This is a genomic window from Leucobacter sp. NPDC077196 (assembly GCF_040687075.1).
Taxonomy (GTDB): Bacteria; Actinomycetota; Actinomycetes; order Actinomycetales; family Microbacteriaceae; genus Leucobacter.
The window spans coordinates 40208-57267 of the sequence record NZ_JBFBML010000009.1 but is presented as its reverse complement, the minus strand read 5'-3'; the positions used below and the strand labels follow the sequence as shown (position 1 = coordinate 57267).

Here is a 17060-nt window from a genome sequence, read left to right as displayed (position 1 = left end):
CATGTGCGCTTCATACGGCCTCGGCGGTTCGCTCCCTCTCGATCTCGAGCCGCTCAGCGAAACCGAGCACGCGACGCTCATCGATGCGTGGCTCGAGCAGCGATCGGGCAACGCGAAGATCACGGGCAAGAACGCACGCAACCTCAATCCGGTGATCACCGCCGATGCCACCGGAGCCCGTCATGTGCAGCTCGCATGGTGGTGGTTGTGGCTCGACGCGAGCGGACCTGTGAAGTTCTCGGCCTTCAACTCGCGCGACGATCGTCTGCTGCGCTCGTGGAAGCGCCCCTTTCAGCATCGGGCGATCCTCCCCGCGAATTGGTACGTCGAGAAGCAGGGACGCTTCCACCTGCCGGGTGACGAGGCGTTCGGGATCGCCGCACTCACGTCGACGGTCACGCTCGAAGACGGCTCGGAGCTGATCAGCTATTCCATGGTGACGCGGGATGCCGTAGGGGAAGCCGCGGAGGTCTGGCCGCGCATGCCGCTCGTGCTGCCGCGCGAGATGCACGACGAGTGGCTCGACCCCGAACGCGCTGGCGACGCGGCGCTCGTAGCGGAAGCCCAGCACGCCTCTGACGGGATCTCGCGTGCGTTGACGAGGCAGTGAGCATACGCGCCGGAGAGATTTCAGGAGACGCCGCGCGCACGAATCTGGTCAGTCCAGTTCCGGGGGTGACGGGAAACCCACTCACCCCTCCGGCTTCGCCCTCACCCGGAATGCGAAAGGCCCCCGCCGAGGCGGGGGCCGATGGAGCCGACTTCGGGATTTGAACCCGAGACCTGTTCTTTACGAGGGAACTGCTCTACCCCTGAGCTAAGTCGGCGGAGTGCAAGAACGCTCTCGCACACGAGAGATCACTTTAGCACGTTCTGGCGACCGACTCGCGCACGCCGTTCACGAGCACTGCGGATCGGCACTCGGCACCGCACCGGTGAGCAGATAGTCGTCGACGACCTCGTTGACGCAGGCGCTTTCGCCGTACGCGGTGTGGCCCTCGCCGTTATAAGTGACGAGCACGCCGCTCTCGAGCTGCTCGGAGAGGGACTCGGCCCAGCGATACGGTGTCGCGGGATCGCCGGTGGTGCCGACGACGAGAATCGGATCGGCCCCCGCTCCGGTGACGGGCCCGCGTTCTGCGGTCGGCTGCTCGGGCCACGCCGCGCAGGCGAGGTCTCCGTACCCTTGGAACCGGCCGATCGTCGGTGCGATCTCCGCAAGCTCAGCGGCGTCGGCGCGCATCTGCTCGCGATCGAGATCGCCCGCGGGGTAATCGAGGCAGTTGATCGCCGAGAACGCCTCGGTCGAGTTGCTGAGGTACGTGCCGTTCTGCCGGTCGTAGTAAGAGTCTGCGAGGGCGAATCCGATGTCGGGATCCCGATTCGCGACCGCTGAGAAGAGCTCGTCGAGGTATCCCCAGTTACTCTCGGCGTAGAGCGGGGTGATGATCGCGGTGAGCATCGTCGACGCGGTGAAGGTGCGACCGTCTGACCCGGTCAACGGTGCATCGTCCACCTGGTCGAGCAGCGCGCTGATCTGCGCCATTCCGACGTCGGCCGGTGCGCTCAACGGGCAGTCGTCTCGGGAGAGGCAGTCGGTGACGTACGCGCGAAGCGCGGTCTCGAAACCGCGGGTCTGCTCGCGCACGACCTCCGAGAGGCTGGCCGAGGGATCCATCGCGCCGTCGAGCACCAGCCGGCCGACGCGGTCGGGGTACGCATCCGCGTACCGGGCCCCGATGTACGTTCCGTACGAGTACCCCAGGTAGGAGAGCTTCGGGTCACCGACGATCGCGCGCAGCATGTCGAGATCGCGCACCGTTTCAGCGGTGCTCACGTGCGCCAGCAGGTCGCCGGTCTGCTCGAGGCAGGCCACGCCGAACTCGCGCTCGTTCGCGAGCGCCGCCTCCATCCACGCGTCGCTGCCCACTTCGAGGTCTTCTTCGGCGGGGTCAACACCGAAGAGATACTCGTCCATTGCAGCAGCATTGAGACAGGTGATGGGCGAAGACGCCCCCACCCCTCGCGGGTCCCACGCGATCACGTCGTACGCCTCTTGCACCTCCGGCTGCACCGCGCCGCCGACACCGCCCGCGAGATAGTTGACGCCCGACGCACCCGGTCCGCCGGGATTCACGAAGAGCGTGCCGACCGCGTCGCCACCGAGGGCCTCCTGCTTCACGATACGGAGCGTGATGGTCTCCTCCGAGGGCTCCTCCCAGTCGAGCGGAGCGTGGACGACGGCGCATTTCAGGCCGTTCTCGCAGGCGGTCCAGTCGGGCTGCTGCGCGCCGAAACCCGCGACCGTGCCGTCGGGGAGCGGAGGGAGCTCCGGTTCACGAGAGGTCATCTGCTCCACGAGCGCAGCGATCGGCGCGCAACCGGTGAGCGCCAGGGCGGCGACGGTCGCGAGCGCGACTCCGGCGAGCAGGCGGCGTGCGCGTGCGGGGGCCGAGGTGCTCGCCGGCCGGATCACAGTGGGGCGCGGCAGATCACTCATCGGCGCGCTCCGTCGGCGAGAGCGTCGAGTTCGAGTGCGTCGGCGGTGCTCTGAGTGGCGAACAGTGCTTCGAGCACGAGCGCCGGCGTGATGCCGCGACCGAGGCGCTCCCGAGCGACCTCGACGGCCGCAACGACGGCCAGCGCGCGCTCGGGCCCCCAGCGTTCGGCGAGATCGATGATCGCCGTCTCGCGTTCGCGGTTGATGAGTTCAGGAGAGGCGTGCAGCGCGGTGAGGAGCACGTCTCGGAAGAGCGAGAGCAGGTCGGTGAGGATCCGGTCGATGCCATCGCGCAGGCTCCGCGTCGCGCGACGCTTCTGGTCTTCTTCGAGGGCGCGGATCTGGCTGCGCATTTGCGGAGGGATCGCCGCGCCGGCCGGCAGGCCGAGGCTGCGCAGCGCGTCGTCCCGCTCGCGCTGGTCGAGGGCCTCGGTGAGAGCGGCAGCATCGGCCTCCGCAACCTTGACGAGTGTTGCGGCAGCGCGCATACCGTCCCCGAGCGTCTGGACGCCGAGTGCGACGTCCATGGTGCGCTCGCGTCGCGCCAGTGCTTCGGCATCACTCGCGAGTCGCCGCGCCATGCCGATGTGATTCTGTGCAAGGCGCGCTGCCCGCTCAGCGACTTCGGCGTCGATGCCGTCCCGCTCGTGCAGCAAGTGCGCGATATCGTCTGCACTGGGCGTGACCAGCCGCAGTGATCGCGCGCGCGAACGAATGGTGGGCAGCAGGTCGGCCTCACTCGGCGCGCAGAGGATCCAGATGGTGCGCTCAGGCGGTTCTTCGAGCGCCTTCAGCAGCACGTTGGAGGTGCGCTCGGGCATGCGGTCTGCGTCCTCGATCACGATGACCCGGTATCGCCCCTCGGCCGGCGAGTAGTGGGCCGTGGTGACGATGTCGCGAGCAGCCCTGATGTCGATCAGCAGCTTCTGCGTCGTGAGTACACCGAGGTCGGGATGCGTGCGGGCGCGCACCTGGGCGAACACGGCTTCGCGATCCTGCCCGCGCGAAATGAGGGCTGCGGCAAATCGGAAGGCGAGATTCGAGCGCCCGGAACCGGGCGGGCCGGTGATGAGCCAGGCGTGCGAGGGCGACGCCTCGAGCGCTGCGGCAGCGTCGAGGGTGCGCACCGCCTCCGGTTGACCCACGATTTCTGCCCAGTACTCCACCCCGGAATCGTATCGCGCTCCACCGACACTGTGATGGACGCGAGTCAGCCCACCTCGCGCATCACTAGGGGGTGAAACCGCGGGTGAATAGTGCTCTTCAGCCTCCCGTGAGCAGCTTTCCCGGCATATGCTGTTCAGCGGTTGAAGATTCGTTCCCCCGAGTTCAAACCATCCTCTCGCGCGGTATTCCCCTATGGCGCGGGAGACACGCCCCCGGTCCTGTCCCCCAGGATTCCGGGGGCTTTTTCGTGCACTATCGGCGAAGGTCGACGTACCCCGCACTCCCCGTCTCGAACTCGGCCGACCCAGCGCTCAGCTCGGCCGCGAGCGATGCGAGCGCGGCGACCTCCGGCTCGGCGAGGGCGAAGTGCTGTGCGACCCTGTCGGTGTATTCGGCCGCGCCCACGGCGTACCCGCGACGGCGCGCTTCAGCCTCGATCTGGGGCGCGACGTCGTAGGCGCAGCGCACAGTCACGGATCGCCGCAGCCCGCGCGGCTGTCGCACCGCCCGCTGAGTCGCGCTCGCCACACTCGACCGGTAGGCGCGCGTCAACCCTCCAGCCCCGAGCAGCACGCCGCCGAAGTAGCGGGTGACCACCGCGACCACGTCGCTGAGACCTGCTGACACGAGCGCGTCGAGCATCGGGGCGCCGGCAGTGCCGCTCGGTTCGCCGTCGTCGTTCGACCGCTGCACGCGCCCATCGGGGCCGAGCACGAACGCCGAGCAGTGGTGCCGCGCCCTCGGGTGCTCCGCGCGAACGCGAGCGATCACATCGCGCGCTGCGGGCTCAGTCTCGACGCGCTCGAGCCGCACGAGAAAGCGTGACCGCGAGATCTCCTGCTCGGCCTCGACCGCAGCTGCGATCGTCTCGTACTCCATCGCCCTCACCTCGACTGGGGGCGCGCATCGCGCCCCGGCTACCATCGAGTCTATGGGCGGCGAAAGCGTACGGATAGACACGTGGGTGTGGGGCGTTCGCCTCGCGAAAACGCGGAGCCAGGCCACCACGGCCTGCCGCGCGGGCCACGTTCGCGTGAACGGCGCGACCGCGAAGGCGTCTCAGGCGGTGCGCCTCGGAGACGAGGTGCGGGTGCGCCAGCACGGCTTCGACAAGGTGTACCGCGTCACGGGTCTGCCTGTACGTCGCGGCAGCGCGGTCGAAGCGGCGAAGCACTTCGACGACCTCACCCCGCCCCCGCTGCCGCGCGTGGAGCGCCCGGCCGAGATCGTGCGCGATCGCGGCGCTGGCCGGCCGACGAAGCGCGAACGGCGCGACATCGACCGGCTCCGGGGCCGCGACAGCGAGGCCTAGCCTGCAGCCGCGGCCGCAGTCGCCTCACGGCGACGGCGCGCGAGCAGCAGGGCTCCTGCGCCGCCGAGCAGCAGGAGCAGCGCCGCCAGAGCTGCGAATGCCGCGGCGTCGGCACCCGTCGTCGGCAGTCCATCAGCCGCTGAAACCACCGCGGTGGCCGAGCTCGTGAGCTGCGCACCATCGGTCTGCGTGGTCGGCGTCTCCACAGTCACCGTGTTGGTGACCGAGGGGTACGCAGCCTGATCGACATGCACGAAGAGCGTGAACTCCGCGCGCTCACCGACCGCGAGCCCCTGCGGCAGAGTCCAGGTGACGGTCGATCCGGAGACCTGTGCGCCGTCGTCGGGCGATGATGCGAAGCGCAGCCCATCGGGAAGCGCGTCGGTCACCGTGATGGGGCCCGGGTCGAGCGTCGGCCCCTGGTTCTCGATTGCGATACGGTACTCGCCGATCTGCCCGACCTGGAAGTCGCCGACGGCGGTCTTCTCGGTCGTCAGAGTGGCCACCGGGTCGACCAACACCGCAGCGTTCGAGGCGTTGTTGACCGGGTTCTCATCGTCGGCGGCCGTCACCGAGGCGACGTTCGTCAGCCCATCGGCCGACACCACCGAATCGGCTACCACTGCTTCCAGCGTGATCTCGACGGTGTCGCCCACGGCGAGGCTCGCGCCCTCTGCGATCGGGGTCCAGGTGAGCTGCTGCGCACCCGATACCGAAGCGACCACAGGCTCCCCGGCTTCCGCGACGGCTCCAAGCTGCACGACCTGAGCAGTGCCAGGCGCGTAGGTCATACCGATCGGCAGCGCATCGGTGACCGTGATCGGACCTCGCGCGATACTCGGGCCCTCGTTGGTGACGAGCAGCCGGTACCCGACGGTGCCGCCGGCGTTCACGCGATCCTGCTCGCTCGTCTTCACGATCGAGAGATCGGCGCTCGCCTGCTCGGCGCTCGAATCACTGGCCGGCGGCCGGTTCATCGAGTTGGTTGCTGAAGCCTCCGCGACGTTCACGAGCGGCTCGCTCACATCGAGCGCCGGATCGGTGCCGTAGGTGACGATGAACGAGCGCAGCTGCTCGGGGCCGACCTGCTGCGTGCCCGAGAGCGCGAAGGTGTCCCATCCCTCGTTCGCCGCCCCGTCGGCATCGAGAGCACCGGCCGACCGGTTCCACTCGCCCGATTCGCTCGCGAAAGCGACGAAAGTGAGACCGGCGGGTACCTGATCCACGACGCTCACGTCGCGGGCATCGGCCGGCCCGTCGTTGCGCACCGTGACGCGATACGACACGTCGGTGCCCGGCACAACCTGCGGCACGGGCTCGAGCGAGGTCGCCGGCACCCAGACACCCTCGGACTGCACGACGCGCGTCTTCCAGAGCGTGAGGTTCGTGCGGTCATCCGGCGAGATCGACACTCCGTCGGAGTTGTTCTCGGGCTCGGGGTCGCTCGTCGCTCCGGGGTGCACCGCTGCGGTATTGACGATCTCTCCGCCGGTCCAGGCCGGGTCGATCACGCCGGTCACCGAGATGCTCGGCTCGCCGCCCACCAGGATCGAGGCTCCGGTGTACGTCCAGGTGATGGTGTCACCCGCGGTCGCCGAGTTCCAGCCGCCCGCATTCGAGAAGCTCGCCCGCCACAGGTCGCTCGACGGATCCTCAGCGAGCGCTGTGACGCCCTCGGGGATCGTATCCGTGATGGTGATGGGCTGCGCCTCGGTGCTGCGCGCGGTCGACGGGCCGAGGTTGCGCGGTTCGATGCTCCACGTGACCGCGGAGCCGGCCGTGATGTCCTCCGACGTCGTCACCACGCGCTTCGAGAGCGCGAGATCGGCTGATCCCACGACGTCGATGAGATCGGTATCGCGGTCGTTGAGCGGATTGTTGTCGTTCGGTCCGTCGACGAGCGCGACGTTCTCCACGCCTTCCGCTGGCACGAGATCCGCGTCGATCGACACCGTGAAGGTGACCACGACGGTGGCGTCCGGTGCGAGCGTCGCGCCCGAGGTCGCATCTGCCCAGGTGAGCGCATTGCCCGCGACCGTCGGTTCCAGCGCCGTCGCCTCGTCCCCGGCGACTGAGACCGCTGCGGACTCTGCAACGTAGGTGAAGCCGCTCGGCAACTCGTCAGTCACGGCGATGGGAGCGTCGGAGATGCTCGGCCCATGATTGGTGACGAGCAGCCGGTACTCGGCCGTTTCACCTGGAATCGCCGCCGCGTCGCCGGCCGGAGCGGTGTGCGACTTCTCGATTTCAAGATCCGCGCTGCGCGTCGAGGCGACACCCTCGGTGTCGCTCGCCGAGGCCGACTCTCCGCCGGCCGTCTTCCAGTTCACGGCGGTGACATCGACCGTGTTCACGAACGACTCGCCATTCGGCATCGCGGGGTCGGTGCCGTAGGTCACGACGAAGGATCGCGCACTCGCTGCGCCGGCCTGCTGCGTGCCGGCGAGCGCGAACGTGTCCCAGTCGTCGCTCTGGCCGGATGCCGTCGTTCCGCCCGCAGTACGGGCCCACTGGGCCGCACCCTCCGACTCGTGCGAGTCGTAGCTCAACCCCATCGGCACTTCGTCGACCACGCTGACTTCGCGCGCATCGGCCGGGCCGTCGTTGACGACGGTGACCCGATAGCTCACGTCGTCTCCGGGGAGGAACGTGGGAATCGGATCCTGCTCTGCAGCCACGACCCACTCACCATCGACCAGCACCACTCGGGTCTTGGCGATGCGCAGGGAGGTGGCGTCGCCCGGAGTGGCGGACACAGCGCTTTCGTTGTTGGACTCGCGGGGATCGCGGGTAGCTCCGGGGACGACCTCGGCCACGTTCTCGATCGCACCGCTCGTCCACGCGGCCTCGATGACGCCGGTGAGCGAGATGTCGTAGGCGCTGCCGTCGAAGTCCTCGCCCGAGCCGACCGGGTACTCCTCGCCCGTGAAGGTCCATGTAATGGTGTCGCCGGCTCGCGCCGGGAATTCGACGGACTCGCCGTCGCGTTCGACCGTCGCCGACCACAGTTCAGTCGAGGGATCCTCGACATTCGCGATTCCGGCGGGCAGCGTGTCGGTGACGGTGATGGGCGCCGACTCCGTGCTCACCGAGATCGAGGGTCCGACGTTGCGCGGCGCGATCGTCCAGGTGATGGGCTCGCCCGCAGTGATGCTCGCCACCGGGGTGGCGCTCTCGTCGAGAGACTTTGTCACCTCGAGATCGGCCAACGGCACGACCGTGATCGATTCGTCGTCGCACGCCGCCGCGAGTGCAACGGGCGACGTCTCTTCTGGCGACGCCGCGCACGCCTCGTTCGTCACCGACGTCTGCGTACCGATGCCGACCGTGACGAGCGCCGACAGTCGCAGTTGCGGGGCCGAAGCGCCCGGAAGCACCGTACCCGCATAGTTGGCGACGACCGTGGTCGTGCCATCGTCGTTGACCGTCGCCCGTGTCACGCTCCAGGCGTCGCCGGCGATGCTGCCCTCGACGTAGCTGAGGCCCGCCGGGAAGGTATCGGTCACCGTCAGCGTGTTCGACGACGACGGCCCGCTGTTGCTCGCGTCGAAGGTGAATGTGACGGTATCGCCGATCACGAATTCATCGGGATCGGCCGCCACGTGGCCCTTCTCGATGCCGACCTCCGCTGAACGGCTGACCGCCACATCGGCGGAGTCCTCGTTCGGGTGCGGATCGACTGCGGGTTCGGGGGTCTCGGATTCGACCGAGGCCGTGTTTGCGAGCGTGCCCGCACCGAGGGTCGGCGCGAACTGCGCCTCGAACTCGATGACGGGCGCGACGCCGCGATCCTCGTCGGATGCGGTGTCGGCCAGCAGGCCGCTCGCGAGGGTGAAGGTGACCACCTGCGGGGTCTCCCCGTCGGCTGCGGTCGCGCTGACCGCCCAGGGACCGACCGCGGTGAGCGACTCGGCGACTGTCACTCCGAGCGGAAGCGTGTCGGTCACCACGATCGGGCCAACGGCGTCGCTCGGGCCGAAGTTGCGCACCTGCAGGCGATACCAGACCGACTCGCCGGCGAGCACCCCTCCGTCAGCGACGACGTCGCCCTCAGGTGCGTCGATCACGTCTTTCACGATGCCCAGATCGGCAGCGGTGACGACCGTGATGGTCGCCTCGTCATCATCGGTCCGCGTGCCCGCGCTATCGCTCCAGGTGAGCGTGGCGGTGTTCTCCAGCTCGGTGCCCGCGGTGACCGTGGGGGCGATCGCAGCCGTCACCTGCAGGGTGCTGGTGCCGACCGGAAGGAGTCCATCGTTCTCGGCGTACTCGCACGTCGCGCTCTGCGCACCCGCGACGGATGCGTCGCAGTCCCAGCCGGTGCCCGATATCTCCACGAGCGTCAGCCCTGCGGGCAGTGCGTCGGCGATCTGGGCCGGAGCCGCTGATGGCCCGGCGTTCGTGACCTGCAGCGTGTACGTCGCCTCGCCGCCCGCGACGAAGGTCGCGCTGTCAGCGGTCTTCTCCACAGTCATAGATGCGGACCGCTCGATGTCGACGAGATCTTCGGCGTGGTTGTTGCCGGGATCCGTGTCGTTCGGCGCCGAGACATCGGCGGAGTTCAGCACGGCGGTCTGCGGCGCGAGGTCGGCGTCGACGTTTGCGATGAACGTGATCACCGAGGTTGCGCCCAGGGGCAGGTCGGCACCGGCGGTGACGTCGGCCCAGGTGAGCACGTTGTCTGCCGAAGTCGGCTCGAGTGCAGCCGCGGCCGCACCGTTGACCGCAACCGTGGCGCTGCCTGCACGGTAGGCGAACCCGTCGGGGAGCGTATCGGTGACGGCGATCGGGGCGTCCGAGTCGCTCGGGCCCTCATTGGTGACGACCAGCTGGTAGGTCACCGAGGCGCCCGCCTGAGCGGCCGCGCCGACTGCCGGTGCCGTGTGCGACTTCTCGATCGACACATCCGCGCGGCGGCTCGATCCCGTGCTGTCCGTCGCCTCTGGCTCGTTGGTCGCGTTGTCTGCTGAGGCGACGACCGTGTTGCTGATGGTGTTCAGCACCGACGGCGCCGAGGTGTAGGTCACCACGAACGAGCGCGTCGTCTGCGGGGCCTGAGCGCTCTGCAGTGTGAAGGTGTCGGTGGTGGCCGTGTGAGTGTCGCTCCAGGCGGTGGCGTCGAGCCCGACGTGGCTCGCGTAGCTCAAGCCTGCCGGTCGCGTGTCGACCACGCTCACGGCGCGCGCGTCAGCGGGGCCGTTGTTCGCGACGTCGACGCGGTAGCTCACTGGAGTGCCGGGCACGAACGGCTCGGCCGCCGTCGCCGGGCGCCAGGTGCCCTCGTCGTTGACTACGCGCGTCTTGGTCACCCCGAGCGCGGTGCTGTCGTCGGGTGTGACGCCGACCTCGGCGGTGTTGTTCGCCGTACCGTTCGCGGGTTCCGCCGTGGCACCGGGGGTCACGGTCGCCGAGTTCAGCAGCTCGCCGGTCTGCGAGGTCAGGATCGTGCCCGAGAGCGTCACCTGGGCCGTTGCGCCTACTGCCATCGATGCGCCCTGATAGGTCCAGACGATCTCCGTGCCCGCATCTACCCCGTCTTCGGGAATTGCGCTGCCATCGGCGAGAGTCGCCACCCAGTCGGTGTTGCTCGATGCGGTGACACCGGTCACGCCGGCAGGCACCGTATCCGTGATGGTGATCGGCGCGTCATCGCTCGCGACCGAGACCGACGGGCCGAGATTGCGTGCGGTGATCCCCCAGGAGATCGGGGAGCCCACGACGGGGGTCGCCGTATTGACGACCTTCTGGATCGCGAGATCGGCGATCGGGGTCAGCACCTGCTGCGCGGTCGACGTGTTGTCGCCCATGCGATTCTCGGCCTCGAACGTGCGGCCTATCACGTTGGCCGTGTTCGTCAGCTGGGCCGCCGCCGCAGTCGCGGCGTCGTTCGACGTGACGTTCGCAGTGAGCACGATGCGGTCGCTGCCGTCGGCCCACAGCCTGGTCGTCGAGAGGCCAACGGACATCGTGCCGTCAGCACGAACGGTCAGCGCCAGAGGCGTTCCCGTGACGTCGCTCGCGGTGGCGTAGTATCGCGCCGAGAATGCGCCGGTCGAGACCCCGGTCGGCTGCACGGTGGTATCGGTGAACACGAACGGGCCGAAGCTCGCATCGGGCCCCTGGTTCTTCACGGTCACCTGCCACTGGGGCTGAGCGTAGCGATTCGCAACGGTCGGCTGCCCGGGCACCCAGGTGCCGGTGGCGAGACCGTACAGGTTCGTCGGCTGTGCGCCCGAGTTCGTCACCCCTCCGATCGGCTGCTTCGAGACGACGAGATTGGCGTCGCGGAGGAAGGCGCTGTCGGTCGCGTTGGCATCCGTGTAGCTGCCCGAAGCGCTTCCGGTCGCATTACGGCGATCGGTGGTCACGGCGCTCAGCGTGTTCGTGTGGGGGTTGGAGCCACCGACGCCCGGTGCCGTGATCGCATCGGGATTGCTCGGCGTCGCCGTGTAGCGGACGGTGATGCTCTGGCCCGGCTGCAGCACGACTGGCGACGTCGCGTCGACCGCGTCAGCGCCGAACGTCCAGACGAGCGGACCTGAGGCTCCGCCCGAGGGCGGCGTCGCGGCGACCGTCGCTCCCGCGACCGTGATGCTCTTGGTCTCGGTGAAGGTCCAGTTCGCCGGAAGCGTGTCGGTCAGCACCACCTTCTGGGCGGCACCGGCGCTCGCGGTGTTCGTGGCCGTGAGCACCCACTCGAACGGCTCGCCGGCGTACGCCGTCTTCGAGGCGACGGCAGCGGCCTTCTTCAGTGTGACGTCGGGAAGGAGCGGAGTCACCGTCGCCTGGGCGGTCTGCGTCGAGGTGAAGCGCTCGCCGTTCGTGGGGTACGAGTCGTACCCTCTGATGCCCGCGGTGTTGTGCTTCGCGTCCGAGGTCAGGGTCGCCGACGGCGCGAAGGTCGCTTCGTAGGTGAGCGCCACGGTCGCGCCGGGCGCGACCGGCCCTGGAATGCTCCACGTGATCGTGTTGTCAGTTTTCGTGACCGCGCCCGCGGGGGCCGCGACCCCACCGATCTTGAAGCTTGACTCGTCGACGACGATGCCGGCCGGCACCTTATCCGTGATCTCGGCGTTGAACGCGTCGCTGCGGTTCACTCCCGTGCCGTTGGCCACGCGCACCTCGTAGGTGAAACGCTGGTCGACGTTCCCATTCGCACTGCTCGCGTACGCGCCGGTCGCGCCCGCGCGCTTCACACCCTTGGCGACCGTGAGCTGGGGGCGCAGGATGTTCACGTCGGCATCGCTCTCAAGCGTTTGGAACACCGCGTTCTGCGCGGTGCTCGACTTCCACTTGAAGTTCGCCGTGTTGCCGATCTGCGCGTTGGTGACGAGATCCTTCGTGATGAGCGCCTCGTAGCGCAGCACGATCACGCGAGCCTCATTGCTGCTCGCGATCGTGCCGCCGTTCGCCGCGTAGGCCCACGTGCGTGTATCGCTGCCCGCGGTGGAAACCGACCAGTCGGCAGTGACGTCTTCGTCGGCAGCGCCTTCGGCCTCGAGTGTCACCGTGGCGTTCGATATCGCCTGGCTCGTGTTGAGGCCGATGTCGTCGATGCGCACGTCGTAGTAGTTCACGAACGGCTTCAGTGCGACCCGCACCTCGTACTCGGCGGTGGCGCCGACGGGCGCGCTCGCAGTGGGAGCGAAGGCCGATCCGGATCCCTTGACCCGCACCTGCTTCGTGATTCCCGCGGTGTCGGCCGTGACCGTCGCCTCGCTCGACGCCGTGAGCGGTCCGCCTCGCTCGTAATCGACATCGATGGCGGCGGGCAGCGTGTGCCCCTGCACCTTGACGGTGTTCGTGTAGGCCTCTCCGGCCCCTGCCTGCGGGTCTAGCTGGGCTCGGTACGTGAGCGTTACGGCGCCCGGGATCTCGCGCAGCTCCGAAATGTCTGCCGCATCCCAGACGATCGTGCCGCCGGTGCCATCGACGGCCCCCGGAGCTGCAGCGACCGACGTCGAGGGCGCGGTCGCGCCGTTGACCGTGAAGGAGTCGCGGTCGACCCTGAGTCCGGGCGGGAGCTCGTCGATGACGACGTTATCGTAACTCTTCGGAGCCGAGGCTCCGTTGGAGACCACGATGGTGAAGGTGACCGGCTGGTCGACGTTGACGCCGACTGTCTGGCTCGCCGACTTGGTAACGGCGAGCTTCGGTTCGACCAGTGCGACCGCTTCTTCCGCTGTGTGCTCGATGGGCGCCCCGCTGGCAGGGTTGTCGAACGTGAAGGTCGCAGCGTTCAGCAGGTCTCCGGGCTGCGCACCCCCGCCGACCCACATGGTGAGCTGCACGCGGAACTTCTCGGGTTCAGCGCCGTCGTTCGTGTAGGTCGCGGGGAACGTCAATGCGCCGGTGTCGGTGTCGCAGATGAATCCCGCAAGTGCACCGCCCGTCCCGCAGGAGTCCGCGGTCGTGCCGGTGTTGCCGGGGCCGAAGAATTGTCCACTTCCCGCGACGACCGTGGTCGAGACGGAATCGCCCCCCGAGGTCAGCGTGCCGCGGTCGGTCAGCGATGCACCGGTCACCGTCGTGTTCGCAGGGATCGTCACGGCGTACTCAAAGGTGGCGTACTCGCCCTGCACGATCGCGCCTGCGCCGTTGTTCGGATCGGAGACATCGGCGGTGCTCGGAGAGACCTGCGTCGAGACGAGCGTCTTCTCCACGGCGGCGTCGGGAAGGTGCACCTCGGCTGAGTCGTACGTGTCGGCATCGCCGAACCCGACCTCGTCGGTATCAGGCGTGCGGGTGGTCAACAGCTGGCCGCCGTCCTGCTGCTGCGGCACGACCGTGGTCGCCGCGGCCGAGGAGCCCGGATGTGGGATGTCATAGCTGACGATGCCCGCGGTGTTCTCGTAGCTCTGCGTGAGCTGGGCAGCTGCGCCACCGGAGCCGTCGGGAACGTTGAGCGTGTACCCGAGGGTCAGCCCCCGCGTCACCGCTGCGCTCGTCTCCGTGGCGGCCTCCGAGCCGGGCACGTCGCTCGAGATATTCCAGATGACGACGGATCGGTCGGCGTACTCGGTGCTCAGCTGCGGTCCATCACTCGGCACGGTATCCACTGCGGTCGCCGTGAAGTCGCTCGGGTCGAGCGCGGTCTCGGGCGATCCCGCCGCGCCGCTGTCGTAGAGATCCGCCGTGAAGCTGCCTCCGGCCACATCAGCGGCGGTCACGCCCTCCGGCAGCACGTCCCAGATCACGTAGCCGTTGGTGGTGTTCTGCGGCGTCGTGACGTCGATGCGGTACGTCACCGAGTCGCCCTGCGCGACGGTCTCGTCGGTGCCCCCCTCGCCGAACGCCCGGTTCGAGCTGCCGTTCGCATAGGTGTTGGTTTTGATGCCCTTCTGCAGCGTCGCGCCCCAGTCGAGATCGATCGTGGCGTCGGAGCGCCGGAAGGTGAGCTCGCCGTCGACGTTCACCTGCTGGTACTTCGCATGGTTCGCCGGGTTGTCGACGTCGTCGGCCGAAGCCGACTGCGCGGTCACGACGCCCTCGAGGTAGACCGTCAGGGAGCTGTCGAGCGGCATGAAGCGGAAGTCGCCGCGCTGCTCGCCCAGGTCCCAGGAGATATGCGGGCCGTCCACGCTGGGGGCTGGGATATAGGCCTGCGGGAATCCGCTGTCGGTGCGATCCTTCGGGGTCGTCGCGTCTGCAGCGCCGAGCACACCCGTGTAGGCGTACTTCGCCTGCACGAAGTCGACCCCCGGCGGCAGGTAGTCGTCGAGCACGGGGTTGCGGGTGTCGATTCCCTCGGTGAAGGGCACCTGAATGCGATACCAGACGTGGTCCCCCGGGGAGAACGGCATCGACGCCTGCTTCTGCCAGGCGGCGGGATCGGAGACGCTCTGCTCGAGCGACCGTCCGCGCTCCAGCACCTCCTTCTCGATGCCGGTGAAGTGCGACGAAATGGTCGCCTGCGAGTCGTCGAGCGGATACCGCTCATCGCCGACGCGCTCCAGCAGCGCCGGATCGGCGGCGATGTCGGCGATGGGAGAAGTGGTCCCCGTGATCGACACCCGGTTGGTGAGCCGGTCGCCCGAGCTCGTGCTGCCCTGCGCCCCCGTGTAGTTGGGACGCTGCATGAGCGTGTAGCGCACGTCGGCGGTGCCATTCGCGGCAAGCGCATCGATTGCGAACACGACGGTGAACTGGCCCGAGTCTTCGTTGAACTCGATCGACTCCACTGTGGCGTTGTCGACCGTTGCACCCGTTTCGGCGTTCGGGTAGTCGCACGCGGAACTCGGCACGACGTCTTCGCTCCACTCGGCGGCGTCGCTGTAGGTCTGCACCGCGTCACCGGTCTTGATCGTGAGCTGCGGCTGCTGGGACTGGGCTGGGAAGGCCGGGCAGAGGCCGTTCGGAATCACGTCGGTGAGCCGGACGTCCTGCGCATCGACGTACTCGCTCGCACGCACCTGCAATGCGTAGTCGGCGAGGGCCCCGGTCGTGAAGGCGTCCTCTTCCACGCTCTTGATCACGTGCAGGTCGACGGCTTCCACGGTCTCGGTGTCGGCGTCGGAGGTGGTGCGCAGCCCCTCGTCGTCGTTGAACACCGGGCCGGTGAACGCACCCGATGCGACGGCCGCGTTGGTCAGCGCCTTCGCGTTGGCCGGGTTCGCGGCATCCTCGCTGCCGTGCCGCGTGGACGGGCCGGTGTTGTTGTCGAGATTCGCACCCTGCACGCCGGTAGCGGGATCCGGCGCATCGCCGGTCCACATCGCGTTCTCGAACAGCGGCACCGCGGCGTAGTACTTCAGCTCGATGGAGCCGGAGGTCGCAGGCGCGTCGGGGAAGGACTGCGCGGTTCCGCCGGTGAGGTCGCTCAGGGCCCAGGTGACCTTCGTGTAGACACCAGCCCCCGCGAGCCCGAGCGCGGTGGCCTCGGCTGCCGACAGCTGCACGGTCTCGACGCGCTCCGCTGCAGGGGAGGCGAGCGGGCTCTGACCCGGAATGCGGCGGGGCTGCCCGTCGACGGAGTACTCCCCCGAACCAGCAGCGGAATTGTCGCCGCCGGCGATCCCGAGATACTCGAGACCGGCGGGCAGATAATCGGTGACCGTCACGCCTTCGGTGGCGGCCTGACCGGTGTTCTCGACCTTGATCGTGTACACGGTGGGGTGATCGTGCACCCCACGCAGCAGCTCCCGTTCGGGGCTCGGCTCCGACTTCGTGACGCGAAGTGCGCGCACGTCGGGCTGCGAGAAGTCACGGTCAAGGCCCGGGTTCGACGTGTGATCGGTGGTTTTCGCCTTGCTCTCGGAGCCGTCGAACGTCGGCAAACGCGACGGGTCGGTGCTCGTGTAGGCGGTGGCGTTGAAGTTGATGGTGCTGCCGACGGGGTACGCACCTGCATCGGGACGCACCTTCACGTTGAGCGCGACCGTTCCGCCCTGCGGCAGATCGTCGATGTTCGCCCATACCCACATCTGCTGACCGGCGGGCACCGCGCACCGGTTCGCCGGGCCAGCAGGGTCGAGCGTGGATGCGGGAATCAGGCCGCTCGCGGCGCAGCTCTCCGCCGTCGCGGCGCCGGTGCGCGATGCGTTCGGAAGCACCTCGAGCGGGCCGTACACCTTCGTCGGCTTCTGCGATCCGGCCCCGTCGACGAACGAGACGGACTCGGGCAGCAGTGCCGAGACACCGAGGTTGAACTGCTTGCCTCCGTCGGCGTTCGAGATCTCGACCGTGAACGCGGCGTCCTCACCGGCGAGGATGAAGTTCTTCTCGCCTGCTCCGGTGCTCGCGACCGACACTTCGGGAGCCCACTCCGCTGCGGCGGCTTGCTGGGCGCCGATGCCGACGGCGACGAGGGATCCTGCGACAACCGCACCGGTCGCGATGCTGGCGATCAGGGAGCGAATGCGACTCCGCTTCGGAGCCACGACTGCTTCGACCATGTTGTCCACTTTTCCCTTTGCGCGCACGTCTGCGCCCCGCCCCTACGAAGTTCGACTCGACGCCCGGTGCACCGTTCGCGTCGACCGGTGGTGCAGGCGCAGAGCGCTCCCCACCACAAACTCGTCAAGCTAAACAGGTGCGGCACGGGTGACCGGCGACTTCAGCAGAACTTCACCCCCTTTTTCA

6 protein-coding genes and 1 tRNA gene are annotated in these 17060 nt (G+C 68.4%); 2 read left to right on the top strand and 5 right to left on the bottom strand.

The features are described from left to right. Nucleotide 1 precedes the first annotated feature (1 nt). Nucleotides 2-610, top strand: a complete 609-nt coding sequence (locus AB0O71_RS10385; RefSeq protein WP_363744988.1) for an SOS response-associated peptidase family protein — start codon at nt 2-4, stop codon at nt 608-610. Between the two features lie 142 nt (nt 611-752). On the opposite strand, the gene AB0O71_RS10380 is transcribed toward AB0O71_RS10385, so the two are convergent. The 4 genes from AB0O71_RS10380 to AB0O71_RS10365 form a co-directional block, all read right to left on the bottom strand. Continuing rightward, a tRNA-Thr gene (locus AB0O71_RS10380) sits at nt 753-827 on the bottom strand. 71 nt (nt 828-898) lie between these two features. After that, the gene (locus AB0O71_RS10375) at nt 899-2500 is read right to left on the bottom strand and encodes an alpha/beta hydrolase (protein ID WP_363744986.1); all 1602 of its coding nucleotides are present in this window, start codon (nt 2498-2500) and stop codon (nt 899-901) included. Beyond that, complete coding sequence (locus AB0O71_RS10370; protein WP_363744984.1) at nt 2497-3666, bottom strand: DNA polymerase III subunit delta'; 1170 nt, start codon at nt 3664-3666, stop codon at nt 2497-2499. Before AB0O71_RS10370 ends, AB0O71_RS10375 begins: the two co-directional genes overlap by 4 nt. 253 nt (nt 3667-3919) lie before the next feature. After that, entirely contained in the window at nt 3920-4546 is a 627-nt protein-coding gene (locus tag AB0O71_RS10365) for a YigZ family protein (RefSeq protein WP_363744982.1), read from the bottom strand. Nucleotides 4547-4598: 52 nt separating this feature from the next. On the opposite strand from AB0O71_RS10365, the gene AB0O71_RS10360 reads away from it, so the two are divergent. Next, nucleotides 4599-4979 carry an RNA-binding S4 domain-containing protein gene (locus AB0O71_RS10360; RefSeq protein WP_363744980.1) on the top strand — a complete coding sequence of 127 codons (381 nt, stop codon included), beginning with the start codon at nt 4599-4601 and terminating at the stop codon, nt 4977-4979. On the opposite strand, the gene AB0O71_RS10355 is transcribed toward AB0O71_RS10360, so the two are convergent. After that, nucleotides 4976-16873: an isopeptide-forming domain-containing fimbrial protein gene (locus AB0O71_RS10355; protein WP_363744978.1), complete on the bottom strand. Its 11898-nt coding sequence runs from the start codon at nt 16871-16873 to the stop codon at nt 4976-4978. The genes AB0O71_RS10360 and AB0O71_RS10355 overlap by 4 nt on opposite strands. Nucleotides 16874-17060: the final 187 nt, after the last annotated feature.

What these genes read in the sequence shown, in the direction of transcription:
- AB0O71_RS10385 (WP_363744988.1), top strand. Translation starts at nt 2, where the DNA reads ATGTGCGCTTCATACGGCCTCGGCGGTTCGCTCCCTCTCGATCTCGAG.
- AB0O71_RS10375 (WP_363744986.1), bottom strand. Translation starts at nt 2,500, where the DNA reads ATGAGTGATCTGCCGCGCCCCACTGTGATCCGGCCGGCGAGCACCTCG.
- AB0O71_RS10365 (WP_363744982.1), bottom strand. Translation starts at nt 4,546, where the DNA reads ATGGAGTACGAGACGATCGCAGCTGCGGTCGAGGCCGAGCAGGAGATC.
- AB0O71_RS10360 (WP_363744980.1), top strand. Translation starts at nt 4,599, where the DNA reads ATGGGCGGCGAAAGCGTACGGATAGACACGTGGGTGTGGGGCGTTCGC.
- AB0O71_RS10355 (WP_363744978.1), bottom strand. Translation starts at nt 16,873, where the DNA reads ATGGTCGAAGCAGTCGTGGCTCCGAAGCGGAGTCGCATTCGCTCCCTG.